This window comes from Nitrosomonas sp. Nm33 (assembly GCF_900107265.1).
Classification (GTDB): domain Bacteria; phylum Pseudomonadota; class Gammaproteobacteria; order Burkholderiales; family Nitrosomonadaceae; genus Nitrosomonas.
Genome location: NZ_FNPJ01000016.1, coordinates 1 through 15,268, shown reverse-complemented (window position 1 = coordinate 15,268; position 15,268 = coordinate 1). Strand labels below are relative to the sequence as shown.

Sequence of the window (15,268 nt, the reverse complement as noted above, 5' to 3'; positions counted from 1 at the left end):
TGAATCTTGAACAACAATCATCCTTCGGTAATGCCAAATTTGCACACTTCGCCAGGATTATTTTGAGTTCGCTCTGCTGATAGGTTATATCCGTTATATAACTATTACCGACAAAACATCAAGAATAAAGACAATTCATTATAGAGACTCTTTACAAAGTTTTGTGAGCAGCGATCATACCAGATACAGAAATAAAGTAGACGATAAAAGACATCGCCAGGATGAAACAAAGTGGTGCAATATGACGCCACAATTTCCATATCTGAGAGCATCAATGATAATTGACAGAACTCAACTTCGATTATGAATATCTATTAATATTATATAGTTTATTTTAGTTATCGATATTTAAGCCTTTTTAATTTCCAGTTTTAAAATAATTCAAGAAATAATCTGGTGAAAAGAAGTAATCCTGCGGGTTACCTGGCAAAATAGCCATCAAAATACAACTTCTTTGAACTGTGCATTTGGTGTCAGTACCTGCATTTTTTCGAGCTGTATCAGCTCAACCTGTTGTGATCCCTGTTCATTATCAATAATCAAAAATTCACGTTTCTCTGCGGTTGTCACAATATCTTTCGCTTTTCCTTCAAATACTTGCTGATTCTTTAAAATGAGTTTGACTCGATAGCCATACATACAAGCTACTTCAATATAATCGTGCAGTTCACATTCGATGATCTGTTGTGTCATAGGTATTCGAATCTTTTAAAAGTAATGAAAAACTGATTCTAACGCGATCTACGGAAAATAGTAGTGCACTGCAAAAGATAACGAAGATTGAATTTTTTACTTCTTCTGCTACAGTACAGTTTACTCATGAGGGAGATATTTATGAAAATTAGAATGACAATCGCAACTCTTGCAACTTCGTTGACGCTTGGTGGCTGTGCCACCATGACGGAGACACAACGCGGTACCACACAAGGCGCCGCCATTGGTGCGGGCACGGGAGCTGTGATTGGTGCAATCATAGGTGGTGGTAAAGGCGCTGCAATTGGTGCAGGTTCAGGCGCTGTACTGGGTGCTGGAGCAGGTTACATATGGTCACAAAGAATGGAAGAGCAAAAAAGACAAATGGAAGCAGCGACAGCCGGCACTGGGGTGCAGGTGTCGCAAACCCCTGATAATCGTCTGATGCTCAATATTCCGAGTGATATCTCGTTCGATACAGGGCGCGCAGATATTAAGTCCAATTTCAGACCAATTCTCGATAGCTTTGCGACCAGCTTACTTAATAATCCTAATACAACCATAATGATTGTGGGGCATACCGATAATACCGGTACTGATGCCATTAACAATCCTTTATCAGTTAATCGTGCTGCAAGTACGCGTGATTACCTGGTCAGTCGTAGTGTACCGATTCAACGTATCCAGATTGATGGTCGTGGCTCCCATCAACCCATCACTTCAAACGATACATCTTCTAATCGAGCTAAAAACCGACGCGTTGAAATTTTTGTCATGGAGCAGCAGTCATCCCCGACTTTAACCCAATGATAGGATTTAAAGTCGCAGTGAAGTGAACAAGATTTGGTTGCTCCTTAAGGATACCCTGATCCTGAATAGGTTACCGAGCAAGTTGAAGTGTAAGGAAAACGGAGTGCAACAAACGAGAAAACGAGTAAAGCGAGTTTCGCTAAAACGAGCAAAGTTAGTCTCGTTAAAACGAACTTTGCACATTTCTTTGCGCAACATAACGTACTAACCAGCTTGTAGCGGCACTTATTCAGGGTCTCCTTAAAAGCTCGTCATGCTATTTAATGCTTAAAATATTTGTAAAATTTCAAAAATATTCTAACAATACTTATTTCCATTTTCAGAAACATAATTCTAAAGAGTTTAAGAAACCATGACAGATTCAACAAATCGTAAAGAAGGCTGGGAAAAGGAAACGCTCGAAAAACTAGTATTTTCATCCTTGCAGGAGCAACGTCGCACGCGTTATTGGAGTATTTTTTTTAAATCACTTACTTTTATTTACCTTTATGCTTTGCTTTTCTGGGGATTCGGTTGGCTCGGGGAAGAAACCGTCGGAATTTCCGAGAGACATGCGGCGCTCGTTGATTTACGTGGCGAAATCAAGCCTGATGGCATGGGAAGCGCTGATAATGTTAACGCAGCTTTGCAAAAAGCTTTTAAAGACAAAAACACAGCGGGAGTCATCCTACGAATCAATAGCCCGGGAGGCAGCCCAGTACAAGCAGGTTATATCAATGACGAAATTCGACGGTTACGAGCGGAGCACCCGCAAATTCCGCTTTATGCCGTAGTAGAGGATATTTGCGCCTCTGGAGGTTACTACGTTGCGGTGGCAGCCGACAAAATCTTTGTGGATAAAGCGAGTATTGTTGGCTCCATCGGTGTCATCCTAGATAGCTTTGGTTTTACGGGCACCCTCGAAAAACTGGGTATTGAACGACGCCTGCTCACAGCGGGGGAAAATAAAAGCTTTCTGGATCCTTTTTCACCCGCTGATCCAAAACAAAAAGAGCATGCCCAGCAAATGCTAGTTGAAGTTCATCAACAATTCATTCAGGTGGTTCAGCAAGGAAGAGGTGAGCGTCTGAAGAATTCACCAGAAATTTTCAGTGGCATGCTCTGGACAGGTGAAAAGGGCATAGACCTTGGGTTGGTAGATGCGCTCGGCAGCGCCGAATATGTTGCCAGAGAAGTCATCCAGGTTGAGCGCATCGTTGATTATACAACTAAGGAAGGATTTGCTGAGCATTTTGCCAAGCGTTTCGGCAAAATGGCCGCCGATTTGCTAATGGGAACTAAGGAAAGATGGGAGTTCCGATAACTTTTCCTTATTTCTCCAGTACCTCAGTCAGCATCCGGGCAACACCTATTTGCCAGTGAGGAATATTCAGCCTAAAAGCACAGCGGAATTTTTCAGTATCCAGGCGAGAGTTCAGCGGTCGTTTTGCAGCTGTGGCAAAGACACTGCTGAGCACTGGCAGAATAGCCTCAGATTGAGTCTTGATCGCCCACCCGTGCTCTCTTGCAAAAGAGAGTATGAAATGAGCATAACCATACCACGAGACCTTCCCACCTGCGACTAGATGATAAAGCCCTGCTACCTCAGGCTGTTTCAATGCCATCGAAATTGCATGCGCAGTAGCATCGGCAAGTAAATCGGCTCCTGTCGGCGCACCAATTTGATCATCGATGATAGTGAGCTGATCACGCTCTTGCGCCAGACGCAGCATGGTTTTGGCAAAATTGTTGCCCCGCGCAGCATAAACCCAACTTGTCCGAAAAATCAAATGTCGGCAGCCAGCACTGCGAATAGCCTCTTCCCCCTGGAGTTTGGTTTGGCCATAAACATTCAAAGGGGAAGGCAAATCAGATTCGCTCCATGGCCTATCCCCGCTCCCATCAAAGACATAATCTGTAGAGTAGTGAACCAACCAAGCATTCATACGCTGCGCTTCCTGTGCTAGAATGGCCGGTGCTTCAGCATTGATCTGATACGCCAGATCGGGTTCACTTTCAGCTCGATCTACAGCGGTATACGCAGCAGCATTAACAATGACGTCCGGCGCAACTGCTCGTACGGTTTGCGCGATCCCTGCCAGATCAGTCAAATTACCGCAATATTCTTGACTGGATCTATCCAATGCTACCACCTCACCAAGCGGCTGGAGGCTACGCTGCAGCTCCCAACCGACTTGCCCATTTTTGCCGAATAACAGTATCTTCATCCGACATGCTCCTGATAGTGGGTTTCAATCCATTTTCGATACTCACCAGATTGTACGCTGGCAACCCAATCCTGATGATCCAGATACCACTTGACGGTTTTACGAATACCTGTTTCAAACGTTTCGACTGGTCTCCAACCTAAATCACGTTCGATTTTACGTGCATCAATTGCGTAACGGCGATCATGACCTGGCCGATCTGCCACGTATTTGATTAATTTGTGATAATCAGCGGAGCGAAGCTCATTGAGCAAATTACAAATGGTATGCACAATCTCTATATTGGGTTTCTCATTCCATCCACCAATATTGTAAGTTTCTCCCGGGGTACCGGCCTCCAGCACACGACGAATAGCACTACAATGATCCTTCACGTAAAGCCAGTCACGGATCTGCTGACCATCTCCATAGATTGGTAATGATTTACCTGCTAACGCATTCACGATCATCAAGGGTATGAGCTTTTCCGGAAACTGAAACGCACCATAATTGTTGGAACAATTCGTAATCAGCGTAGGTAAGCCGTAGGTGTGATGATAAGCACGAACCAGTTGATCACTGGAGGCCTTACTGGCTGAATAAGGACTATTTGGCTGATAACGGTGCACTTCCGTAAAAGCAGGGGCATCTTTAGAGAGAGAACCATATACTTCATCCGTTGAAACATGAAGAAAACGGAAAGCCTGTTGAGTTTTCCCTTCCTGCTCTTTCCAGTAACGATAGACAGTATCTAATAACCTGAAGGTACCAACAATATTTGTCTGAATGAACTCCTCTGGTCCGTGGATGGAGCGATCGACATGACTTTCTGCTGCCAGATGGATGATGGCACGAGGCTGATATTCCCTAAGCAATGTTGCTATTTTCTGCTGATCATTAATATCACCGTGCACAAAGATATGCCGCGAATCTCCTTCTAATGAAGCTAAATTCTGCAAATTGCCCGCGTAAGTCAATTTATCTAAATTAATTACGGACTCATCCGATTGCGTCAGCCAGTCCAGTACGAAATTTGCTCCAATAAATCCTGCTCCACCTGTAACAAGAATCATGTCTTTTCCCGAAAAATTGTTATTTGAAATCTAATTTTGATAGCTTAATCAAACTCATTAGGCTGCCATGTCAGCATTAACCCCAATTCTCCCGGCAATGCCTGGAAAGCGCAATCCACACCAATGCCAGGTACCCAGACAAGGTGTTCGCCACTGAAAAGTAACGGCAGGGTACCGCGCTCCCATGGTGGCAGTGAGGCTTCTTGCAGGATCTTTTTCAAGCTGCGACGAGGGCGTTTGCAGTCAGGCTGAAATCGCTCTCCACCCGCGCGCAAGCGGACGGTGACAGGCTTCTTAATCAGCTTAGCCGGGTTGATTCCGACACCTTCCTGCTGAACGCATTCAATCGTCCCCCCCAAGGATTCAAGAACCCAGCGATACTCCCCATGCCAGACAAAGGGCGCTTTTATCTCGGACTGCATACGTTTTGATTGAATTCTAACCAAGCCTTTGAAGCATCTTATCTCTATTTCGTCAAAAACAAGATAAAGTTTAGTATCGGTTCTCGCTGACAATAACTGTCGCAAGATTTCTTCAAGTTTCAGGGTATTGGGCTGGATTGCTCCGTGCTGCGAGAACAGATAGCGCAATAAATTCTTTGCACGGAAAAAATTGAGCTGGCGTAAGCCATCAATGTGGAGATTACCTGCTGTCATAGCACATTTGCTATCAATCTCAGCAAGCTCATCTAATAATTGAGCCGCCTCGCCAAGATGATGACTGGCACGTGAGCACGTCTCCCGGTAAGCAGGAAAGCGCTGCTCCAGCAGCGGGAAAATGACATGTCGAAGAAAATTGCGATTGTATGTCGTGTCGCTATTACTCTCGTCATCTACCCAGCTTAGATGATGCTGTCGTGCATACTGCATGATGGTTTCGCGTGAAACATTAAGCAGAGGGCGCAATAGGCGGATCGCACCCTTTGAAGCAAGCTTCCTGATAACTGGCATTCCTGCCAGACCCTTAACGCCCGCACCACGAAGAAGTTGTAGCAGCACAGTTTCAACTTGATCATCCTGATGATGCGCCAGCACAATATAGTCAGCCTCAATGCCATTAAATACCTGATAACGTGCCTGCCTGGCAGCGGCTTCAAGACTAACCTGAGGTACTTTCTGAACTTTTAAACGAAAAATCTGAATGGGAATACCTAATGCGCTGCATTGATTCTGGCAGAAATCACTCCATTGAGCAGCATAAGAACTAATCCCATGTTCGACATGTACGGCGGAAAGCCTGAACGTCATCGACCTCGAAAGTATATGAAGCAAATGCAGCAGTACCACCGAGTCAACACCACCACTTAGCGCGACAACTAAGTGATCATTCCCGCTAACATGTGCACGCAGGATGTCTTCAACCCATTCAAGAATGGTGTTCGGCTTTAACTTCCTTAAATTTGCCATAACCCATTAATCGATTAAAACGCTTCTGTAGTAACACTTCATGTGGCAGAACCTGCAGTTTTCTTAAGGCATCCTGTAAGACATTTTTGACCGAATGCATGGTGGCAGCGTAATCGCGATGTGCACCACCAGGTGGCTCATTGATAACGACATCGATTAGATCCATTTCTTTCAGGCGATCAGCGGTGATACCCATGATTTCTGCAGCATCGGACGCTTTATCCGCACTCTTCCAGAGAATTGAAGCACACCCCTCTGGAGAAATAACCGAGTAGGTTGCATACTGCAGCATCATGACGGCATCCCCGACAGCAACAGCCAGCGCGCCGCCTGAACCACCCTCGCCGATTACGATACATATGATAGGCACTTTCAGTTCAGCCATCACGTAGAGATTTTTCCCGATTGCTTCAGATTGTCCGCGTTCTTCCGCATCGATTCCCGGATAGGCACCAGGCGTATCAATAAAAGTAACCAGCGGGAGCGAAAATTTCTCCGCGAGGCGCATTAACCTTAATGCCTTACGATAACCTTCTGGTTTGGGCATCCCGAAATTACGATAAATTTTCTCTTTAGTATCACGGCCTTTTTGATGACCGATTACCATCACAGTCTGTCGGTTAAAATGCGCCAATCCACCCACAATCGCGTGATCGTCTGCAAAATGGCGATCTCCATGCAGCTCTTCAAAATCAGTGAACAAGTGCTGTATGTAATCAAGTGTATAGGGACGCTGTGGATGACGTGCCACTTGAGAAATCTGCCAAGGGGTGAGCTTGGCATAGACACTTTTGGTCAATGCCTGGCTTTTTGCCTGTAATTTAGCGATTTCAGCTGAAATATCCAGTGCTGAATTATCTTGGGCAAAGCGCAGCTGCTCGATCTTTTCCTCAAATTCCTCGATACCTTTTTCAAAATCCAGAAAAATCGTTTTCATGAAAGCTTGCGTGTAACTCTAAAAGCAGGATGATACAGGATCTGAAGGTATTTCTGCATGCTTCCACATACTAGCAAATCACTTGGGTCTTGAGTCGTAAGAAAGTTTTTCATATCAAATATCTGCACACACGCGTAGCAGCTAAGGATAACAGAATATCAGCACAGCGATTTTTTGGATTTTCGGAGCTAGCGCTTACAACATCAACTTATTCATCTATCTCAAGTATTGGAGATTCCCCCCAAAGGAGGAGCCGATCCGATGCGCAAGGGAGTAGCGCCTCGAATCGGCAGGGAAGGAAGTAAATAGAGGAAGTATAAGTAAATGGAGGAAATATATTTTGTATAAAGCCGTATTAATTCAGACTTGATCTAACAAATGCCAAATTAACCAGATATCTGTCAGATCTCATTTCAGTATTAACGGATGAAATCAGGATTAAATGATGATGTCAAAGTCTCCTGGGTCTCCGGCATGACCTACCGTTAAATGGACTCCGGCAAGCCCTACCAGGGTGATTGTGCCATGGTCTCCATGATCTCCATGAACAGTAATGATCTGATCACCAGTAACAAAATCATCTGTGAATACGAGATCAGTAAAATCCACGTCAGCAAAATCTATTTCAATTTGGTCGCCATGAAGACCATCTGACTGGCGAAAATCGTAAATAATATCGTCTCCAAAAAAGGTACCAACTTCATCATTGAAGACGAAGGTATCTTCACCGCCAGCAAGAGCATTACCGGCATCACCATACATGTGATCTATTGCGTTGCTCCCACTGATCAAGATATCGTTGCCGCCCAGGGGAGAAGCGTTTATGAAAACGACATCGTCATCATGCTTGTGGTCATGCTTGTGGCCATGCTTGTGGTCATGATCGTCGTCATGATCGTCGTCATCATCCTCGTGTTCAACATGTTTTTTACCATTATCATGCTTAACATGATGGGAAACATGGTGGTCATCAGGTTTGCCATAATGATCCTGAACAAGGACAGCAAGGGTAGAACCATTCATTTCTATGGCATCACCATAAAGATAATTCTCTACAATCCCTGTACCATCGTTGTTACCGTTGTTACCACCATGTATCACGTCATCGCCGCCTTTAGACGCATCGTACATGGTAATGGCATCACCAAGAAGATAATTAGTGATATTGCCATTGACACCCGCTTGAAGGTCACCGCCATATAACGTGTCATGGCCGCCTAGCGAATAATCATACATTTCAAGAGCATCGCCAGCCAGACCATTAAAAACAGAACCGCCGATACTGTTGTTGCCACCCTCTAGTGTGTCGTTGCCACCCAGAGAAGAGTCGTACATAAACCCAGTATCTCCAACCAGCACGTTGAAACCGAAATTATCTAGACCAATTAATGAATTACTTTTACCTTTTTGTTCCCCACCCAGCGCTGGATTTAGTTCCGGATCACCAAAAACTAGTACTGTCAATTGATTTACCCCCTTTTTTAAAATTAAAGTAACATGCTTCCATAAAATTTCCCGAACTCCTTAAGGAATCGGATTACGTTGCGCCTTGGATCAGGATCAACCACCAATATTCTGTTTGAGAACTTGCTTGACACATAAGCGTAGTAGCCGTCTCCTTTCTTGGCGCCATATTGCACTCCATGGCGACCTGGATCACATGACAACATCTTAACTACCGTATCCGTCGTCGCTAGACCTGCCTCTTCACCTGTATCAAACCAACACCCCGAATGATCGGTGTAGGCAAAATTAATCTCGTTATTACCAGCAAAGGTGTTGCTTGCAGACAGAAAAGCCAGGATTACTGTGAAGAAAATCATCGCATTCACTATCTTTTGATATAACGATATTCCCATCTTAATTTGTTAATTTTCTTGTAAGTCAATGATAACAATCACTTTTTCTCAACCAAGCAGATAAACAATCTTGCCTTGAGAAAGACGTAACTAGAAAGGTAAAGTAAATGTGCAATGGTTAGTACAGTGACAAAAATACTTTTTTACATTTAATACCTACCCACAAAAGACACTAGCAGGATTCATGCCATAACATATATTCATTATTAATCAATGAGTTACACAGAACTTTATAAGAAAAAATATGGAAAAAATGTCGCCACTAATTAACTTGTTTTTTATGCATGATATATGCATGATATATAACACTATGTTTTTTAAAGAATTATTTTGTCTCTATTTAGAGACATACTTTTAAACATAATGTGTAACATCATGTTTTTAAAATACTTATTTTGTCTCTAATTAGGAACGGGCAATGCGGAAGTCTAAGTTGATTGCACCACAGATAATTGAAATCAGGTAAACTGCCCCATCGGTACTAAAGCGCGTGAGCAAAGTGGATAATAATTAAATGGATGTATTGGTTTGAAAAATTATTGTTGATCTTGTCGCGTGCTGCAGCCGCTTCATTATCATTTTTCTTTAAGACGACTGCATTCAGTTATTCAAATTACACACCTTGGTTGCGATGGAGATCTGCGGCCAGCCCCTTCGTCTGCAATCCAGGTGTAAGTATATTGCTCTCCCGGCGGGATGCTTGCGCCTTTACCCCCCTATCTACACCTTAGCTGTTCTTATAATAGAACACATCATGGGGATGAATTGAAAGCGAGAGGACTGTTTTATTTAAAGAAATGTACTTTGATGATATCTGGGACCAAGGATGCCTGCCAACTCAGGTTGCGACAAAAAGAGTGGTATAACTGCTATCGGTTATACCGATGTAGCGATACTTGGTATAGACCAATGTTTGCCCCCAGACACCAAGATCACCATCTAACTCAATCAGATTTTTTTGCTGGGCGCATAACTCCAGTTCACCTTCTCGTCAACAATCCAGTACTCTCTGACATTATTAGCCTGAGTCTGAGGAGGAAAAACGAACATCGTGCCAATAGCTAGCAGCACGATAAGAATGATTCAAATTTGATATTTAGCACGCATGCGCTACTTCGACTAATTATCTCCATGTGATTGCAAAACAAGCATTCTCAAACCCTGACTAAAAGTAGGCAAGCTGGAACGCTCTAGGAATGCACACAATCTGCCAGACAGCTTGCAATAACGTTTAACGGCAAAATAATCATCATGACTGACACAGTCAACCGGGCAAATTACCATATTGACGCGATCCAGCAATGTATATAAATGATCTCTGTTATTTTCAGGACTGCCGCGATAGGCTATGAAACGTCCGCCAGCAGCTTCTACCAGCTGAAGATAATCTGGGTAGAGGGTTGCACGTCCTCCTACGCACAAAACAGCTTGTCCGGCAAGGCTATGGTTATTATTGTCCCCTCTGGCTATCTCCTGACTGGTATTAGATTTGATTGCTTGCTTTTCCTTGATCAAGGGAACCCACTCTGTTTCGGGCCTCGTGTTTGCTTTTGTACAGATTCTTTTCCCAGGAAAATGGCTATGAATCCTCGAGATTGGTTCTTGTTCTAGTGCTTGCCGGATCCCAGCATGAGATACTGCTCTAAAGCTGGTCAGCCATGCACGCAATCTATCTCTTAGCCAAAGTAGCTTATTACTAATGTAAGCAAATTTCTTCTCAGGAATACTTATACAGTATTTTGCGAGGGGTGAAGAGCGAAGATAATAATCGCGCAACACATTGCCAGAAAGATTATCCATTCCCATACTCCTTAAATTGATAAGAAAAATTGGCTGGCTTGCCCCGAAAAAGTTAGGCTGGCTGGCTAAAATCGTCACTGGCAGAGGAGAGAGTACTTCCAGCGACTGATGAGAAAAGTGATTATCCCGCTTATTGATCTTTAGTTTTGGTCGTCAAACACGCTTTCCACCAATTATTTCGTCAGGATCAGCTTGTCATTACGTGTTCGGCGCAACCGATACTGCTCGCCACGGTGCTGAATAAGCACTTCATCACCCACTACAAACAAGCTATCACTGTTGATTGGCTTGTAAGGATCGCGCATGGGCAAAGAATGTGATTCCGTGACAGTTTGCAAATTAATATCCGACCTATTCATAGCATCTAATATTCAATATTGTTAATGAGAATGATTCTCATTATACACAAATAAATGAGCAACGCAAGTGCTTGTTAAAAATATTTGCCAAATATCTTATTCAACCCGCAAAGCGTTATAGCGCCGGGTTTTGATGTGCTTGACAGTCACTCCGATCAAGAATCCGCTAAAATGAATTAATTATTACCCCATTGATAGTAATTATTATGAATAACATTCATATTCTGAACGCATCAAGAATATTAAATAAACAGCAAGATGAGACTTTACATATTTAACTAGCTTGGAAAAAAACCATGACCAACCCGCTCTGCTTTGTACTCATGCCGTTTGGGCAAAAACCAACGACTGGCGGTAAGATGATTGATTTTGATGCGGTTTATCATGACCTGATCGAACCGACCATTCTGGCAGCCGATCTCGAACCAATACGAGCCGACGAAGAAATGGCCGGTGGCATCATCCACAAACCGATGTTCGAACGCCTGATATTATGCGAATACGCTATCGCAGATCTCACCACGGCCAATGCCAACGTTTTCTACGAGCTCGGATTGCGCCATGCTGTGCGGCCTTCTTCGACAGTATTACTTTTTGCCAAGAGCACAGGCCAGCTTCCCTTCGATGTTGCACCGCTCCGTAGCATACCTTACGACATCGGTGCAGATGGCAAGCCTGACAATATCGCAGCAATTGCTCCAATTCTGACAGATCGATTCAAAGAAGCACGCAAGCATATGACGGATAGTCCCGTCTATCAGCTCGTGGATGGTTTCCCGGACATCCAGCATCTCAAGACGGATGTGTTCCGTGAGCGTGTTACCTATTCGGAACAGATTAAAAAACAACTGGCTGAAGCTCGCAAGCAGGGATTGGATGCGGTACGCACGATTGAGCATAGTCTTGGCACGATTGCAGACACCGAGTCTGGCGTGGTGATCGATCTGTTTCTATCCTACCGGGCAGTTAAAGGCTGGCAGGAGATGATTAATTTGGTGCCGAAAATGTCACCGCCGCTCGCCAACACCGTTATGGTGCAGGAGCAATTGGGACTTGCTCTCAACCGGGCGGGTCGTGGTGATGAGGCAGAAAAGATATTGATCGATTTAATTAACAAACGTGGCCCAAGCAGCGAGACTTACGGTATTCTGGGCCGTGTCTACAAAGATCGGTGGGAGGCTGCTATCCAAGCGGGCGAAACCATACGCGCCAAAGGTCTGCTCAAGAAAGCTATCGATGCTTATCTGAAAGGCTTTGAAGCGGACTGGCGCGATGCCTACCCCGGCATCAACGCGGTTACGCTGATGGAGATAGCTGAGTCAGCCGATCCTCGCCAGGCAAAACTGCTGCCTGTAGTCGCCTATGCGGTCGAACGGCGCATTGCCGCTGGCAAACCCGACTACTGGGATTATGCCACACGCCTTGAGCTCGCCGTGCTGGCGAAAGATGAAGACGCAGCTTCGAATGCTTTGGGAGATGCGCTCGCCGCCGTGCGGGAATCATGGGAACCCGAAACCACTGCTCGGAATCTACGGTTGATTAGTAACGCCCGCAAAAAGAGAGGGGAGTTGCTCGGATGGGAAGAGGAAATCGAAGCCGCGCTAATAGACCAAGCAAGCAAATAATTAGCAAAACTTGAGTTTGTAAAAACTTCGTTTTTACAAACTCTCAGGAGAAAAACATAGCTTAAAAACCTTTTAACGCTATTTTGCCAATCATCCTGCTGCTAGCAACTTGGTCAAATGCGGCTTGCAGCGTTTCAACACCGAGTTGTCCGCCCTGATAAGTCAGGATGGAGCGAACAACACCCGCATCAACGGCTTCTGCCAAGCGCTGTAGATAGATTCCTTGTTGCGATTTATCTGGCGTGTTAAACATCGCTCGGGTAAACATGAACTCCCAATGGAAACCCACACTTTTATTTTTAAAACGATTCATATCCATCGGCTGACGATGACTGACCAAGGCACAGATCCTGCCGAAAGGACCAATGCAAGCTGCCATATTATCAAGATGGCTATCGGTATCTGCAGCACACAGAATTCTATCCACTTCTTCTTCAAGTTGAGGGCGTAACGGCTGACTATGGTCTATCACCTGATCTGCTCCCAATTGCCTGCACCAAGCTTGACTCTCAGCGCGGGAAGCAGTCGCAATCACCACTGCCCCCACCTGCTTAGCCAATTGAATCGCCATCGAACCTACTCCACCTGCACCGCCAATAATCAGCAAGCGTTTGCCTTGATTACCAGCAGCATCTAAACTCAAACCCAAATGGTCAAACAAGGCTTCAGAAGCAGTCAATCCGACCAACGGCATGGCCGCTGCTTCCAGATCAGACAGACTTCGCGGTGCTTTAGCGACCAGGCGGCTATCCACAGCTTGTTGTTCAGCAAAGCATCCCGCGCGCATGACATCGCCAGCATAAAATACCCGACCACCCACCGCGAAGCCCTCAACCCGTGCACCCACCGCCAACACTTCACCACAGGCATCAAATCCAACTACTTTCAATCCGATCTGATCTGGCTTGATACTAGCCTTGAGTTTAGTATCGACAGGATTAACTGCCACCGCTTTCACCCGCACCAGCAAATCATAATCGCCAAAGATTGGTTCAGGAAGCTCAGCTAATTCAAAAGCCTGTCGGGCATTAATACCTAGTGCACGCATATAATATAAAGATATAAATATGAATTTTTCAGTTGAGAATTAATGGGTAATACATTTTAAATATTTTACCCACAAGATCTGAATAAAGCTAAATATTAAAATAACCCGATTTCAATTATCCTCTGCTTAATGGGTAGCATTCCATTTTTCTGATTCATCTCATTCCTTTGGCTTGCTCAATGAAGCGATGCACGAAGTCCAAGTAGTTTCTTTATCCAGGGATACTGCTCTTTCGCGTCTTGATTGAGTCCTCAACTGTCTCAAGTGCCTTGATCCAGTCGGATATCTTCAATAGTTGTTCTTGTATCGTGCCATCGTCCGCCGTTGTTTGCTCAAAGATATCCTCAGGCGCTTGCAATAAGCTGTCTTCAGCTTGGCCATTATTCTCTTACGCTCATTTGTCTTGGGAATGTCCGGTTCTCCGCCTCCCACCTTCTTCCGTGCTTTGATGAGCGCCGATCTAATTTGAGAATCGGTGAGTATCTATCCTTTGCTCTTAGCCTCATCGTCGGCTTGACAGATCATTTGTTCAATCTGGCAAGCTGGCATAAAACGGATCCTTCATTCGGTCTGTCGGGTTGTTTTTCATCTTCTATTTCCAGCGAATAATTAGATTAGGCGGTATGGCTAACCACTCACAAAAAGAGCCGGCATGGTCTTTGAGCAGCTTATTCCATTTCTAAATCAAAAATGACGCGAAGGCGAGCGCAGACAGTATAAATAATACGGCAAGGAGAAGCCGACAAAGTCAGTTTTGATTTAGAAATGGAATTATTCATCTTTCGTAAGAACAGATAAAACCAGAGTAACAAAAGCAATCAAATGAAGAACGGCTCTTGTTGCATGCGAATACTCCCACTGCACACGCAATTCCTGCCAGTTTTCCGGCAGAATCGTCCAGTCGCTTGTATCTTGATTCGCTGGGTAAGTAAAAGCAAAGAACACAACCAGAGTTGCCGCAACGCACCCTGTTGCGATCAGAATCCAGATAAAAATCCGGGCTTTTGCGGACCATAATTGCCAGAGTCAAGACCGAAAACAACGAAGCAAACTCAATAATCCCTAGCAAGGCCCAACCTCGATATATTTGCTGAACAGTTAAATAGTCTTCCCGAGATAGGGTAATTTTATTCGGCAGTTCATATAAATAAGCGAGCGCAGCACCCAGCGCAAGAGCGGTGAATACAAGAGCAACGAAACTCGCTATCTTCAGTCCCATAATTCCAGTTCCTACATTGTTTGCCTAACGTTTGAGTTCAGAGGCGGAGTAACGCGGAATCCCCTGGAACGATTTGTTAGGCAGGTGAAGAAGATAAGAAATCTTTTCTTGCGTAATCTGCAATTTGGTTAGTTCCAAACGTTAAACATTAGTTCTACTAGGGTCTGTTGACATTTCACACAGGTAGCCACAGATACCCGCATGCCATGGCAACCATACTTTCATAATTTCTCTTTAGTTTGTCGTATCGTGT

14 protein-coding genes and 1 pseudogene are annotated in these 15,268 nt (G+C 44.5%); 3 read left to right on the top strand and 12 right to left on the bottom strand.

Going from position 1 to position 15,268, the window contains the following annotated elements:
* Nucleotides 1-438 precede the first annotated feature (438 nt).
* Nucleotides 439-693, bottom strand: a complete 255-nt coding sequence (locus BLV54_RS05290) for a Rho-binding antiterminator (protein ID WP_090568809.1) — start codon at nt 691-693, stop codon at nt 439-441.
* A 141-nt stretch (nt 694-834) separates the two neighbouring features.
* Between BLV54_RS05290 and BLV54_RS05285 the strand changes: the two genes are divergently transcribed.
* A complete protein-coding gene (locus BLV54_RS05285) occupies nt 835-1,503 on the top strand; it encodes a YiaD family glycine zipper/OmpA-like lipoprotein (protein ID WP_090568806.1) in 669 nt (222 codons plus the stop codon).
* A gap of 352 nt (nt 1,504-1,855) precedes the next feature.
* Entirely contained in the window at nt 1,856-2,806 is a 951-nt protein-coding gene (locus BLV54_RS05280) for a S49 family peptidase (protein WP_090568803.1), read from the top strand.
* 7 nt (nt 2,807-2,813) lie between these two features.
* Here BLV54_RS05280 and rfbD read toward each other — a convergent pair whose 3' ends face one another.
* From rfbD to hemP, 8 genes are all read right to left on the bottom strand, one after another.
* Nucleotides 2,814-3,710: a dTDP-4-dehydrorhamnose reductase gene (gene rfbD, locus BLV54_RS05275; protein WP_090568800.1), complete on the bottom strand. Its 897-nt coding sequence runs from the start codon at nt 3,708-3,710 to the stop codon at nt 2,814-2,816.
* A complete protein-coding gene (gene rfbB / locus BLV54_RS05270; protein WP_090568797.1) occupies nt 3,707-4,762 on the bottom strand; it encodes a dTDP-glucose 4,6-dehydratase in 1,056 nt (351 codons plus the stop codon). Before rfbB ends, rfbD begins: the two co-directional genes overlap by 4 nt.
* Nucleotides 4,763-4,806: 44 nt before the next feature.
* Entirely contained in the window at nt 4,807-6,168 is a 1,362-nt protein-coding gene (gene tilS / locus BLV54_RS05265) for a tRNA lysidine(34) synthetase TilS (protein WP_090568795.1), read from the bottom strand.
* The gene (locus tag BLV54_RS05260) at nt 6,128-7,105 is read right to left on the bottom strand and encodes an acetyl-CoA carboxylase carboxyltransferase subunit alpha (protein WP_090568792.1); all 978 of its coding nucleotides are present in this window, start codon (nt 7,103-7,105) and stop codon (nt 6,128-6,130) included. The genes tilS and BLV54_RS05260 overlap by 41 nt, the downstream gene beginning before the upstream one ends.
* Nucleotides 7,106-7,543: 438 nt before the next feature.
* Nucleotides 7,544-8,569 (bottom strand): hypothetical protein, encoded by a 1,026-nt coding sequence (locus BLV54_RS05255; RefSeq protein ID WP_090568788.1) that lies wholly within the window; start codon nt 8,567-8,569, stop codon nt 7,544-7,546.
* Between the two features lie 23 nt (nt 8,570-8,592).
* Entirely contained in the window at nt 8,593-8,928 is a 336-nt protein-coding gene (locus BLV54_RS05250; RefSeq protein ID WP_143032422.1) for a hypothetical protein, read from the bottom strand.
* Nucleotides 8,929-10,083: 1,155 nt separating this feature from the next.
* Complete coding sequence (locus BLV54_RS05245) at nt 10,084-10,764, bottom strand: DUF2325 domain-containing protein (protein ID WP_176969683.1); 681 nt, start codon at nt 10,762-10,764, stop codon at nt 10,084-10,086.
* Nucleotides 10,765-10,937: 173 nt separating this feature from the next.
* Complete coding sequence (gene hemP / locus BLV54_RS05240; RefSeq protein ID WP_090568779.1) at nt 10,938-11,123, bottom strand: hemin uptake protein HemP; 186 nt, start codon at nt 11,121-11,123, stop codon at nt 10,938-10,940.
* Between the two features lie 296 nt (nt 11,124-11,419).
* Between hemP and BLV54_RS05235 the strand changes: the two genes are divergently transcribed.
* The gene (locus BLV54_RS05235) at nt 11,420-12,748 is read left to right on the top strand and encodes a TRAFs-binding domain-containing protein (protein ID WP_090568776.1); all 1,329 of its coding nucleotides are present in this window, start codon (nt 11,420-11,422) and stop codon (nt 12,746-12,748) included.
* Between the two features lie 61 nt (nt 12,749-12,809).
* On the opposite strand, the gene BLV54_RS05230 is transcribed toward BLV54_RS05235, so the two are convergent.
* The 3 genes and pseudogenes from BLV54_RS05230 to BLV54_RS15450 form a co-directional block, all read right to left on the bottom strand.
* Entirely contained in the window at nt 12,810-13,796 is a 987-nt protein-coding gene (locus BLV54_RS05230; RefSeq protein ID WP_090568773.1) for a zinc-binding alcohol dehydrogenase family protein, read from the bottom strand.
* Between the two features lie 775 nt (nt 13,797-14,571).
* Nucleotides 14,572-15,015 carry a hypothetical protein gene (locus BLV54_RS16700; protein ID WP_256329153.1) on the bottom strand — a complete coding sequence of 148 codons (444 nt, stop codon included), beginning with the start codon at nt 15,013-15,015 and terminating at the stop codon, nt 14,572-14,574.
* A 175-nt stretch (nt 15,016-15,190) separates the two neighbouring features.
* A pseudogene (locus BLV54_RS15450) lies at nt 15,191-15,268 on the bottom strand (IS5/IS1182 family transposase); the annotation flags it as partial.